Genomic DNA, 11,823 nt, shown 5'->3' with positions numbered 1-11,823 from the left:
AGTGAGTAAACTCTCAACCAGAGGCGGTTCATGATAAAATCCTCATGACCAGCAAAAAAACGCGTGAGCGATATACGCCTGAATTTTGTCATTAAGCCCTAAAACTCGCGGTAACGCATCGGCGTTGCCGCCGCAGCCTGTGAACTCAGTATTTACGAATCGCAGCTCTACGCATGGTGCAGTAAAATTAACAATGCCCGCAACTCTTTCGAATGTGAGCAGGAAATATCCGTTTAAATTGCCTGACTAAAGCGGCAACTGTTGGAACCGGCTGAGGAGATGGCCCTCCTCATAAAGGCCGCGACATACTTCGCGAAACACCTGAAGTGAAGTATGTCTTCATCGAGAAACATCAGGAGGAGTTCTGCGTCAAAGCCATTTCTCGTGTGCTTCGGAATTCGTTATGCCTTCCGTCTGCGTCGTCATCAGCTAGGCTGACTTCAGCACTTTCACTTCATTTGTGATGCAGCTGTCAGTATAGTCTTCACTAAAGCAAAATATCGATATGGTGCGCCTCGTCTGGCTGATGAACTGTCGGAGTCAACATCAAAACCATTGCTGCCAACCTGCGCCGTCAGGGACTGCGGCAAAAGCCAGCCGGTAGTTCAGTTAGGTCAGTTACTGTGAGTACGGCCTAGCGGTGTCTGAGAACCAGCTGAAAAAGGTTTTTTTACGACAGAGGTCCGAATCAGAGTGGGCGGCGACATCATGTACCTTCGCCCCGGTGAAGGCTGGCTGTACCTGCCGGCCATCGCAGCATGGTCGCCCTGACCTTACTGCAGAAACATATTTATCTGCGGGACCTGGCAGTGATGATTGACCGACTGTCACCCATTTTGCTGGCCGGATATCTGTCTTCATCGTAGGTGATATAGCAGGCACATTATATTTGACCGCAATATCGTCATGAAAATGACCGTTCTGACCGACGACGACCTGGCGCAGCTCCATCACTAATCCCCCTTACCTGACACTCCCTGTCCGGTCATCAGCGAATACTGGTGGGGCTGGGAGGCACCAGACTCAGGCACTGCCTCCCAGCCACAGCTTTTCAGCAGCGCATTCAGCGCATTCAGCCCGTCAGCCCGGCCGCCAATTCTGGCCGGCAATCGCATAACCTGCGTCCCGCCATCATTAAAACCGGTATCCAGCGCGCTTTTCAGCAGACAGATGCTGTTTACCGTCGCCGATGGCTGAACCTTACGCCGGCCGCTCCACTCACTGTCGCTGAGAACGTGATACACCCAGTCGTACTGCTTCGCCAGCTCCAGCGCGTAGGTCAGGCGAAAGAGATCGTTCTGCTGTGAAAGTTCATCCGTACAGCTGCGCCAGAGATAATCCAGCTTATGGCGCAGCTGCGCACGAACGCCGAGGGTCCGGCCCTGACTGATAATCCAGTCAATATCGGAGGCCACGTCACGTGAAAAACGGCGCTGTTTTTTAGCCTGCGCAAACCAGCGGGTGATAAACAGGTTTTCCTGCGACTCCGACGCCACCAGGCCATCTTCCCTGGCTGTCATGAGGGCTATAAGAGCACACCATGCCAGGTGACCCGTTTTTTCCATATCTCGCATAAAGTCCTCAGCCCGGTGCCTGTCCTTCAGCACGGATGATTATTACAGTCGGCTGTTTATCTGTGTGGTTTACTCCGGGTATACGTTAACCCTGAAAGTCATCCGGTGCAGCGTAAGGGACCGGACAATCTATTGTCCTCACAATCCGGTACACACGTCAACCATGCCGTACGGGGTACATACGTCTCCCTGTCTGAAAAGTAACGACAGGCGAAAACCACAACAAAGGGATGCAACCGGAGGGGTATGATAACCAGAATGCAAAAATGACACGCAGTTCTGCAGTTCAGAAAAAATGTAAAAAGCCCATTTCACGCAGGGCGCCGGTAATGAGCAGAATGAAGATAAGGGTATCAAACGGGTCTGGCATAAATAGCACTCCGGTTAAGCTGGTTTCGGCAGACACTGTGCTGCTCCTGAATACCCGGGCTCCCCTTCAGGTAAGGGCTTCTGTACGTAACAGCCAGGTCGCACCACCGCAACACAAACCTCCACTGACCTCCTCCCAGGTTTCGGTCTCAATCAGAAAACGGGCCAGCCCCTGAAAATCAGCGTTGCTGAGCAGTAAATCTTCCGGCTCTCCGGGGCGCTCCAGGACATAAAGGTCCGGGATTCGCGCCAGCGAGTGTTCCGCCTGCCAGGCAGCAACCCGGTAAAAGGTTCTGATGCATCCACCTCGCAACAGCGCCCCCAGAATGATGTTTTCAGCGACTTTCATTACCTGCAATCATTCGTGTGATGATACTGAAAGGATAGATAATATTTTCAGTTCAGTCATCCCGTCCGGCCGACCTGGGACTCGTTCGCGCAGCTCGAAAAAGCCGATCCGGACTTTATGGCGGAGCGTGAGGATGTTGTCAGCGACGAGTTTCGCCAAACTCAATATTGTCCCCCTGTCCACTGACGGTCTTCGCAACGATAAATGCCGAGCTGCCATAGCGCTCTATCTTAGGCCGCTGATGTGCATTCAGAGCATCCTCCACTGCCAGATCATGCAGACCGAACTCCTCCTGTACTTTATACATAAACGCAGGTTCAGGCTGCCAGAGCCCCAGCCATATAAACGCATTGGTGTCCTGGATGTCTTCGCTGATATCCTAAATATCTACGGTTTCGGCAGGGTGGCCTGAACGGTAGACCATACAGTTAACAATCATTTAATGACAATCCCTTAAGCATGATGATAAGAAACTTAACTATTTCCATTAAATTTCCGAATTTTTAAGCACGAATCTCCGCTCCCCGCCCAAAGCATCTCTTAAAATCCCCGCAGAATCTTTCCTCTTACCACTACTCTTATCTGTCATTTTTTTTCTTACCTTTCCGGCACGGTGCCCATGACGAATCCGACTTTTGATGGTTTTCGGATCGTCAAAAAGGACAAGAGAGATTGGTGCAGATAAATCACCAATTAATGAAAATTACTTCGGATAACGCATTATTGCTCAGCACGAAACTAAAATGACTTTATGCGTCATGAAATCAAAAAAGGTGTGTTTTGCTGTATGGACGAACCACGGGGCTGGGGATTGGGGTCAGCCGGTAAGGAAGTTGTCACGGTTCTGTTTTCTGTGACAGGGTCTTTCGTTTTTTCTTCAGGTACATCACTTCGTCACATTTGCAGATCATCTCCGCCAGTGTCACATACTGGTCTGCATTATTGATCAGTTCGCCAAAAGAATAATTGATGTTGTAGGGCTTACCCGAGGTGTCATTGTAATGATCCAGACTAGCGTTCAGCGACTGCAGAAAAGAGCCGGTATTCCCGTTTCGCCGGATCAGGGCGGCAAACTCATCTCCGCCGAGGCGGCCTGCAATTTCGCCAGGTTCGAGGTGCTGATGTAAAAAGCCAGCGAAGACCTTAAGCACCTCGTCTCCCTCAGCGTGTCCCCAGAGATCGTTAACCGGTTTGAACTTGTCCAGACCGAAATAGATAAGGCTGAACGATGCATCCTGCTGGTTAATCGTGCGGAAAAGTTTTTCGCCCGCACGATAGAACCCGCGACGGTTAAGAATGCCCGTCAGGCTGTCCGTCATGGCCATGCTTATGGCCTCGAGTTCGTCTTCCACAATGCAGGCAGGTCCCGGAGGGACGCAATGTCCTCATCCGTGAAGGCGCGGGGAGATGTGTGGATCAGGCACAGTGTACCGGCCACTGAGCCGTCAGGGAGGCTCACCGGCTGGCCTGCATAGAAACGGATATGTGGCTCACCGGTGACCAGAGGATTGTCATGGAAACGCGGGTCAGCAGCGGCATCTTGAATGATGAAAGGACCCTTGTGCAGAATGGCATGTCCGCAAAATGAAATATTACGCGGGGTTTCGCGGACGCCGACGCCCTGGCATGCGAGCAGCCACTGACGCTCGCGATCCAGCAGGCTAATCAGGGCCACCGGCACCTGAAAGGCTTTACGGGCCAGTCGCGTCAGGCGCTCAAAGCGTTCATCGTCACGTGTATCCAGAAGGCCGGTAATATACAGGGACTTCAGACGCTGTTCTTCATTTTCCGGAATGCCGGGTGTCTGCATGTACGTTCTGCCTGAATAAAAGTCAAAGGAAAAGGAGCTTCTGAATGAGTATAGCTCAAAGGTGTTAACCTGCCCTTAACCGCCAAGGTTCATTGAGGATATATTCAAAAGTTGGAGTCTATGGTGCTTTTTCATAAGAAAACCAAAAGTTAGCAAGCAGATTGGACTGACCCCGCCCCGGTAGACGATCCTGCCCTATAGTGGACTGAGGTAAGCATATCCACTCTGTTAAGGTAATCTAATTCAGTAAACCACTACACTATTCAGTTTGAGGACTTTCTGTGTCACGGTTGACTAGGTGCAGAGGTGCATATCGCGGATTTTGCGGCGGGAGTGGGCCCTACAGGCGGCTTCCGTTATCCGACCAGTACGGTACACCTCATTGAAACCGGCCTTTGTATCGGCCTGCAGAACGCCGCTGAAGCCAGCAAGATGGAGCTGCGTGTGTAGGCCTTTTCAGTCCAACAACAATCGAACTACGCGACCGGTGCAAGCTATAACCTTGCGTTGTGGTCATCATCTTGATGACTTTAATAAAATCGAGTTACATCCTCCATTTTAGAATGGGCAATTGAATATTCATGAGGTGTTATTCGGGTTCTCTCTCTTGCTATATTCGCAGCTCTCTTGTCGCATTGTGAGAAATCCATAGGATTCATTCCCTCTGTTATTTCACAGCCACCTCGATAATGAAAGTTAAAGGTTTTAGGAATAATCCCGGAGTAAAAGCGGCTTGAATATTCAGCTATACCTCCGTGTTTTTTTATGAAATTAACAATTTCATATCCAATATAGCTACTAGGCGTAGAGCACCGTAGGTAACTTTGCTTTCCATCTCCGCCAAAAACTGTAGCTTTAAGTCCCTTAATATTAATACCTTTTGCTTCCAAGGCACCTTTAATATCCATCAAATTTTTTTGTAAACCCAATGCTGAATCAAAATGCGCGCACAGAATATAATCTTGTTTCTCTGATAAAGCATAAAGTCCTAGGCAGGATTGTACTGCAGGCATTGACAGATTAAGCCCAGCTGTTTGAAAAATCCCATACTGCCCCTGAAATATAACAACCCTCATGTAAGTAAATACCTTCTTTGTTGATAAAACATGATGATAAACAATACAATAGCGTAAGTTATTAAAATCGATTTATTTTAGAGGCCAAATTTCCTTAGAGGTCATAGCATCTCTAAGCTTGTTAAACGTAAAAAATCATAATGCTATCGGTCAATACGGACAGGTGTAATTACCATCCTGCGCCTGCTTCCAGGGATAAAATCAAGCGACGCTGTCGGTGCTCTTTAAGGTGAGTGCTTCCGGTAAATATCGTTGAGCACGACCAGCATTACGTCTAAAAATATAATAAATATTGGCTTTAAATAAATATAGATAACAGTATATTATTTTTACAATGTTTTTCGCTCGTTCCACGCATCTGTAAACTTCACGTTACCGTCTACGTAGTGCCAGGTGATTTTTTCGTAATTTAGACTGACGTGTTCCACATGGTTAAGCTGTGAACTTGAAAGTTTCGTGTTAGGAATAGAAGTATTTACACTCGTAACCTTCACTTTTTCAAGAAGGATTATGTAATAACATACCTCTTGCCCCGCATCGTTAATTTTATAAAAACGGACTTCGGCGGATTGCAAAGTCTGTCCAGTAACTGCTGCGCGGTTAAGATAGGGCGAAGAGCGATCAATTTCCTTTTCAAGCATCATCGATGAATGCTGACGTGTGCCAGTGATTTTACCGTTCGCCCAGTCCACTGGCAGTGTCAAGCCATGGGATAACCCGATAATTTCAATACTACCTTCTCGATTCTGAACATCAACAGAGCCCTTGATGTCCGTACCACCATCATCTTTGATCCACATATTCGCAGGTATTGGCATTTTCAATTTTCCTCAGGTTGCTAGTTAATACTTTTAGAGATTGGATGTTTTTTTCTCGGAGATTAAATATCTTCCCACCTCAATCTGGTATGATGTATTGATATCATGTTTTAGGCAGATGAGATGCCGTTTAGGTCGAAGTTTTACATCAAAATTTAAATAATGTGAGGGTTGCATATTGAGCTCTTCAGATTATACTGCGGGCCCAGCAAACACTACCAGATGGCATCCATATCCCAATCGAAGCGACGAGTCTCTAATTCTTCCTGCTCAAGTTGTTTGCAACAAGTGTTCCGGTAAAATATCCGCATGCCCTCGGGTCTGATAGAGACAGACACCTTCACAGTAAGTGTTCAGACGTTGTGGCAGGATGATATGGATTTGCCATGTAACGCTCTGGTTGTCGACTCCAAGACTCGCTACCGAACATCGTTTTGCTTGTAATAGGGACCAAAGCACATGCTATCGGGTTGGTAGATTTTGGATTTTTTGCTGAAAGACCGCACCTCGGACGCTTAGAAAATAAATCTGTCAGTTCACCTTGTCTGTGAGTGAGCATGATAATTCAGGGATGAAAAACGTCATAAAACGCCCGCAACAGTTGCGACAGACGCTCCCGGTCATAATTAGCGAAGTAAAGAGCGCAGCCTGCCGCATTCATCAGCACACCTGTTGTGTTAGCCAGTGCCTCACCAAAATGCCCTCTATTAAGAGCGTCTAACGTATCGCGGGTAAATACGGCACTTTCTCGAAGAGATGAGCTAGCCTCTGTTCGCATACCGCCATGGTCCTGACGGACGTTGTCAGCAATAGTGCTGAGAGAACGTGAACTGAGGCCAATACCGAACTGTTTCAGCGTCTGATTGATGCAGCCTACTGCCGGGATGTAAACCGAACCAGGCGTATAATGGTTGCTTACCACTGATTCCAACTCATCGCGACGGGCAAGCCTTGGATTATCAAATACAGGCATTGTTCACTCCATAATTAACATATGATCAGCAGGGGTTACATAGCTAAGTACCTGTCAGGCAGTCTCACGTTCATTCCAGGAATCTGAATGAATGATGTTGCCATCTTTGTAATGCCAAGTGATTTTTTCGTAGCTCAACTGAATACTCTCCATATGGTTGAATTTCTCCGTCGCGGGATTTTTGACGTTATGCATCACAGGTGCAACACATACAACCTTCACGTTTTCCAGTTTTGTGTTGAAATATTCCTCTTCCTGCCCGGCATTATTAATGCGATACCACTTAAATTCAGCAGAGTTCAGTGTCTGCCCTGTTGTCACTGCCTTATACAGGTACGGAGAAGACGAATCGTATTCCTTCACAAACACCACGGGAGTGTGAATGCGAGTACCGGTCAAGTTACCGTAATTATTACTTGTCGGAATGGTTAGAGAGTGTACAAACTCAATAGCTTCGATACTACCCTCTCGATTCTGCACATCAACAGAACCTCTGATGTCCGCTCCACAATCATCTTTTAACCATAAATAAGCTGGAATTGCCATGTGAAAAACTCCTTTACTCGTCGAGTTTAGTACTTATCTCTAGTGATAACAGCGAGATTAACGTCCAGTGCAATACATTCATTCGTCCGCAAAATCTGACCAATTTCGATACGGCGGTAGAGCAAACGCCTGTTCGGCACCTTATTAATTGTGAACAGAAGGCCTGCGCCACAGCACTGGGAAGAATTAAACATACTATCCCCTATTTTATAATGTAATGAAATGTTCAATGCCAGTCAGGAATTAATAATATAGCACCTACAACTAATGCTATAAACCAAAAAGACGGAATATAAAATCGAGCGCATTCCATTCTCTAGCATGCCGACACTGTATTGTTAGAAGCTTGTCTTTTTCAGACGAAGCCGAATAGCAAGAGTTTAGAAAACTTTTACTATGGAACGGAAACAAATATATGTAACAATGTTTTGCTGGAGAGGTTGTTGATAAACACAGATCAACTCTTTTAGATAAAAAAATCGCATGTGTAATTTCTCCAATCCCCACGAGATAAGGGTTTATAAGAGGTGATAAATGAAATCCAGGAATGGTTTTGTGCAAAAAACAATCAATCACACGAAACGTCTGAATTTTTTTAAGCCAAATGAGATACGCAATGCGATTTAACACGTGAATACAGCTGATATATTAACAAATTCTCTTTTTATCATTGATTAGTTGCGGTAAAAAACGGGAGAACAGCGTCATGCAACTGAAACCGATTAAAGTTGTACGCGGCTATAAAGCGCCACCTCGTATCACTGTCAGGCCTTCAGGAGTAGCTGCTAATGGCGTGCAGCGGCAGTTTACCGTTGTCTGGGCCAATCAGGTCTGTTTCATCAATATTAATTATAATGCATCCAGAGTTAAGGGCGAGTGTCGAGGCTCAAATGAACCACTAGTCTTTCTGGTATATTGAATCGGTAATTCATGACGAGAAGCCCAACATTCCCACTGGGTGTGGTGGTGGAGAACCTGAGCGGTAATAACCTACAGCATACCCGCAGGGTGATGTAACAACGGGGATTAAGGCGAGACCATTAAGCCGAGACGATCCTCAAGATTGAGTGCCGAAAGGCTGAAGAACATGAACACGTTAAAACGCCTGTGTGGGTTCAAAATGTCACCACGGCATATTTGGTCTGACAGGCCGTGCAGAAGACACCAACATTGATAGATATGCAATGTTAATCGAAAGTGTTTTGATATGTAAGCAGAACAACGGGACAACAAGCCCTATCACGGGCACGTTGCTGACTTCTTCCAACTTGATGCTAGCAAAGACAAAGATTGTGATGAGCAGCATGCTTAGAATATCTGAGTCTAGGTAGGTGAACGTGGGGAGGTCAGCGATGGATGGTAAGGGGGAATGGTTCCGATGACGCCCTGACTTACGGAGATTCCGTAGTAGTCCGCGATGGTGAAAGCCCATTAAATGGCGAAGGGAAGCAGTTTAAATGTGTTTACTGCGTGAGTTAACTAACGTAATGAGGTGAAGCCCTTTAATAATCAGTGAAAAGCTATGTAAGTTTGCCATATGGATACAGGGAGATTGGAGTTGCCCCCGCTAAAACGGACACGTTTAATTTATAGCAAGTAATGAACTTCTGTATTCCCTTGGTGACTGCATCTTCAGCCCTTTACGGGGATGTCAGTCATTATAGACTTCCATCCATTCCGCCATTTTTTCCATTACGATTACTGCATCCGGCAGGTCATTCATATACACGTAGTCACGCTTGAACGTTTTCACGAACGATTCTGCCATCCCATTGCTTTCCGGACTGCGCACTGGCGTCGTACACACGATGAACCCGAGTGAGGCAGCGAACGTTCTTGTTGCGTCCGCTATGCAGCAACTCCCGTTATCAGTCAGCCACTCAACGGCGTGCGGCAGGTAAATTGTATTTCCAAAGCGCTTTTCTGCACTCTCTGTCAGCAGACCCTGCACCATAACGCTGTATATCCAGCCTGTTGTCGCCGACCAACTGATAACTTCGCGATCACAGCAATCAAGGCTGAACACCACCCGCACGACTTCCTGATTCCAGCAGCGGATTTCGAAGCCATCTGAACACCAGCGCGTATCTGGATTCAATGTCACGACGTCGCCGGTATGACAGCGCTCTGGCTTTTTATGGCCTGATTTTGCCAGCAACAGGTTATTCGCCTGCATGATCCGGTAAATACGTTTGGGTTAACCCGCCAGTTTTGTTCCTTCAGCGCACGATTGAGGTGTGCAGTCACGCGACGATAGTCGTTCGTCACCCGCTCACTGCATATCTGGCGGATAAGTGGCAACAGTCGGGCGTCATCGTCTTTGTTGTAGCGGGCTGACCGGTACTGGCGTTTCTCCAGCAGCCGTTCATAAAGATTCGAACGCGATACCTGTAGTATTTCAGCTATTCGGATGAGGGGATATCGTCCGGAGGTAGCAATGGCATGCGCGATATCAACTTTTTTGCCTGTGCTATCTCAAGCACGTCCCGAAGGATTTCGGCTTCCATCGTTTTGCGCCCCAGCATCTGCTCAAGCTGTTTATTTTTTTTCTCCAGCGCTTTAACTTCAGAGATGCTGACCACCTTTTTGCCAGCGGCGATCGCTGATTTCCCCACCATCATTCATGAGCCGTTTCCACTTAAATAGAAGACTGGGTGTGATGCCATATTGCCGGGCAACGAGTGAAACGGTGTAGCCGGGCTGCATGGCGAGCGCAAAAAACAGGCTTTCTCTTCGGGAGTATAACGACGGCGCTTTTGCTCGCCAGTGATAACTTCGATTCTTTGCACAGGGCACTCCTTAAACATAGTTCTATGACTATCTCTTACTGGTGAAGTGTCTGGTTTAAACGGGGGCTATTACAGTGATGCAGTAACTTCGGTATTCATACATGTACATATAAATGCGGATTATGGCGTGCTTTTTAAATTCAGTTTTCTTCTAGTGCTAGAAGTATAGATTCATTAATAACGATGGGGATATAATATGTGTATTTATAGTAATCTCTAATACCGCCTATACTTTCTCTTCGTGATATATCATACCCTTCTTTTCGTATGGCACCAAATTGAAGAAAGATAAGATCGTATATGTTTTTCACCATGGGAAAAGTATCTTGTAATTTCCCCACCCAAGAGAAACAAAGGTAATCTCCTTTTAAAGACAAATCACTTCCGACAGGCAGTTTATATTTGTCATTCAAAATGCATGGAGTTATTGTTATCTCATAAGAAGTTTTGTCATATGCTTTGAATTTGACACATGTCCATAGTTCATCTTGGTTAATACTATATTCCTTACAAAACTGGCTTTTAACAGCCTCGATTAATTCAAAATGACTTTTCATGATGTCATCAATAGAGCGAGTAAAAACAAAGCGCATGCCTTTGGCATGGGTGTTATGGTCAAACAAGCTAACAAAGGAACATGATAAATATTTTTTTGCAATTTTAATTTGAGGTTTAAAGCCGCCGATTAATTTTCTTTCATCAGTGTGATTAACACAAGACTGGATATTTCCAGTTAATTTTAGAAAATGCCTCTTAAAGTTATGGCTGTCTTTTATATTATATTTATGGCATATTTCTGTATATGTGCCAGTGGTGTATTTCAGCTCAATATAGATTCTGTAAGCTCGAATGATTTTTATATATTCAGAAGGGCGTTTTTTTGTGTAATCAACAAAAAGACGAGTTAAATGTCTTTTGCTATAACCAGAAATCTTTTGTAACTCCATCACGGTAATAATATTAGGTGATTTATTTCCGATGTAGCTTAAAAGCTTATAAATAACTGAGAAAGAGAAATTTTTTTCATTCTTTAACATGTTATCACACCTAATTAATTATGTCAGCACAAAGTAATATACAATAATTATTGTCTGTTGACAATTTCAATACGTATGCTTTTGATGATTGTATTTATATGGGTATCTAAACTGAATCGCCACGGGTTTAACAGACACCTATGAGTCATTTATGGACTGACCCCACGACAATAGACATTTCCTGTCCTCACGAAAAGGCCTGTTCAAAGGCCTCCGGACTGACGCCGCCGAGGTGTCTGTGACGCCGGGCCCGGTTGTGGAAGACTTCAATGTAATCGAAGATATCGGCCCGGGCCAGATCCCGGGTTTTATAGGTACGTATTCTAATCCGTTCTTTTTTTAGCGAACTCAAGAACGATTCGGTCACTGCATTATCCCAGCAGTTGCCACGCCGGCTCATGCTCGGTGCCAGGTTATTGGCTCAACAGAACCGTTGCCAGTCGTCACTGCCGTACTGGCTGCCCTGGACGCCCTTCTAAGAG

8 protein-coding genes and 8 pseudogenes are annotated in these 11,823 nt (G+C 45.9%); 4 read left to right on the top strand and 12 right to left on the bottom strand.

Annotation, left to right across the window (positions count from 1 at the left end):
* Positions 1–44: 44 nt before the first annotated feature.
* Both ACW9E7_RS22070 and ACW9E7_RS22065 read left to right on the top strand, forming a co-directional pair.
* Positions 45–765: pseudogene (locus ACW9E7_RS22070) on the top strand (transposase family protein); the annotation flags it as partial.
* Positions 744–863: pseudogene (locus tag ACW9E7_RS22065) on the top strand (ISNCY family transposase); the annotation flags it as partial. The pseudogenes ACW9E7_RS22070 and ACW9E7_RS22065, both read left to right, overlap by 22 nt.
* A gap of 90 nt (positions 864–953) precedes the next feature.
* Here ACW9E7_RS22065 and ACW9E7_RS22060 read toward each other — a convergent pair.
* Together ACW9E7_RS22060 and ACW9E7_RS22055 are read right to left on the bottom strand one after the other, a co-directional pair.
* The gene (locus tag ACW9E7_RS22060) at positions 954–1,565 is read right to left on the bottom strand and encodes a DUF2913 family protein (RefSeq protein ID WP_416177369.1); all 612 of its coding nucleotides are present in this window, start codon (positions 1,563–1,565) and stop codon (positions 954–956) included.
* 445 nt (positions 1,566–2,010) lie between these two features.
* The gene (locus tag ACW9E7_RS22055) at positions 2,011–2,292 is read right to left on the bottom strand and encodes a cytoplasmic protein (protein WP_252076446.1); all 282 of its coding nucleotides are present in this window, start codon (positions 2,290–2,292) and stop codon (positions 2,011–2,013) included.
* A 60-nt stretch (positions 2,293–2,352) separates the two neighbouring features.
* Between ACW9E7_RS22055 and ACW9E7_RS22050 the strand changes: the two are divergent.
* Positions 2,353–2,478 (top strand): annotated as a pseudogene (locus ACW9E7_RS22050) (AbrB/MazE/SpoVT family DNA-binding domain-containing protein); the annotation flags it as partial.
* Here the strand turns inward: ACW9E7_RS22050 and ACW9E7_RS22045 are convergent.
* The 7 genes and pseudogenes from ACW9E7_RS22045 to ACW9E7_RS22015 form a co-directional block, all read right to left on the bottom strand.
* Positions 2,432–2,629, bottom strand: coding sequence for a magnesium transporter CorA family protein (locus ACW9E7_RS22045; protein WP_416177374.1), 198 nt, complete (start codon positions 2,627–2,629; stop codon positions 2,432–2,434). The pseudogene ACW9E7_RS22050 and the gene ACW9E7_RS22045 sit on opposite strands and share 47 nt — an antisense overlap.
* A 499-nt stretch (positions 2,630–3,128) precedes the next feature.
* Positions 3,129–4,102 (bottom strand): annotated as a pseudogene (locus ACW9E7_RS22040) (GGDEF domain-containing protein).
* Positions 4,103–4,399: 297 nt separating this feature from the next.
* Positions 4,400–4,558, bottom strand: a pseudogene (locus ACW9E7_RS22035) (IS66 family transposase); the annotation flags it as partial.
* 74 nt (positions 4,559–4,632) lie between these two features.
* Positions 4,633–5,178 carry a hypothetical protein gene (locus ACW9E7_RS22030; RefSeq protein ID WP_252076396.1) on the bottom strand — a complete coding sequence of 182 codons (546 nt, stop codon included), beginning with the start codon at positions 5,176–5,178 and terminating at the stop codon, positions 4,633–4,635.
* A gap of 329 nt (positions 5,179–5,507) precedes the next feature.
* Positions 5,508–5,996 (bottom strand): Hcp family type VI secretion system effector, encoded by a 489-nt coding sequence (locus ACW9E7_RS22025; protein ID WP_252076397.1) that lies wholly within the window; start codon positions 5,994–5,996, stop codon positions 5,508–5,510.
* Between the two features lie 565 nt (positions 5,997–6,561).
* Positions 6,562–6,969: a hypothetical protein gene (locus ACW9E7_RS22020; RefSeq protein ID WP_458728439.1), complete on the bottom strand. Its 408-nt coding sequence runs from the start codon at positions 6,967–6,969 to the stop codon at positions 6,562–6,564.
* Positions 6,970–7,023: 54 nt separating this feature from the next.
* On the bottom strand, positions 7,024–7,515 hold the full coding sequence (locus tag ACW9E7_RS22015; RefSeq protein ID WP_252076399.1) for an Hcp family type VI secretion system effector: 492 nt from the start codon (positions 7,513–7,515) through the stop codon (positions 7,024–7,026).
* Between the two features lie 676 nt (positions 7,516–8,191).
* Between ACW9E7_RS22015 and ACW9E7_RS22010 the strand changes: the two are divergent.
* A pseudogene (locus ACW9E7_RS22010) lies at positions 8,192–8,368 on the top strand (IS3 family transposase); the annotation flags it as partial.
* A gap of 801 nt (positions 8,369–9,169) precedes the next feature.
* Here ACW9E7_RS22010 and ACW9E7_RS22005 read toward each other — a convergent pair.
* The 3 genes and pseudogenes from ACW9E7_RS22005 to ACW9E7_RS21995 form a co-directional block, all read right to left on the bottom strand.
* Positions 9,170–10,304, bottom strand: a pseudogene (locus ACW9E7_RS22005) (IS3 family transposase); the annotation flags it as partial.
* 140 nt (positions 10,305–10,444) lie between these two features.
* On the bottom strand, positions 10,445–11,341 hold the full coding sequence (locus ACW9E7_RS22000; RefSeq protein WP_252076400.1) for a helix-turn-helix domain-containing protein: 897 nt from the start codon (positions 11,339–11,341) through the stop codon (positions 10,445–10,447).
* Positions 11,342–11,528: 187 nt separating this feature from the next.
* Positions 11,529–11,807 (bottom strand): annotated as a pseudogene (locus ACW9E7_RS21995) (IS3 family transposase); the annotation flags it as partial.
* Positions 11,808–11,823: the final 16 nt, after the last annotated feature.

The sequence above is a fragment of the Enterobacter sp. H2G27 genome, from assembly GCF_054403075.1.
The sequence above is the reverse complement of the archived record's forward strand: the minus strand, read 5'-3'. Positions and strand labels throughout refer to the sequence as shown.